Source organism: Halomonas sp. SIMBA_159 (assembly GCF_046536035.1).
Taxonomy (GTDB): domain Bacteria; phylum Pseudomonadota; class Gammaproteobacteria; order Pseudomonadales; family Halomonadaceae; genus Vreelandella; species Vreelandella venusta_A.
In genome coordinates, this window is record NZ_JAWJBT010001867.1 from 1 (window position 1) to 228 (window position 228).

Annotated in this window: 1 protein-coding gene; it reads left to right on the forward strand. The window is 49.1% G+C overall.

Going from position 1 to position 228, the window contains the following annotated elements; translation table 11 throughout:
• Positions 1-31: 31 nt before the first annotated feature.
• Positions 32-228 (forward strand): chlorhexidine efflux transporter (locus R0J87_RS25645; RefSeq protein ID WP_498889831.1); only part of this gene is annotated, 197 nt, incomplete at its 3' end.

The following is a 228-nucleotide window of genomic DNA, read 5'->3' on the forward strand; positions in this document are numbered from 1 at the left end:
CTATGTCTATAACCTGTGGTTTGATAGAGCCATGCTGAAGTACGCCGGCCATGTGCACAAAAGCACCAAACAACGAATTGTGCATGCGCTGGGCTTTGAGATCTGTTTGTTGTGGCTGACGCTGCCCATCATGGCCTGGTGGCTGGAGATCGGTTTATGGCAGGCCCTGCTGATGGATATTGGCCTGGTGATCTTCTATCTCATTTACGCTTATGTTTATAACCTGAC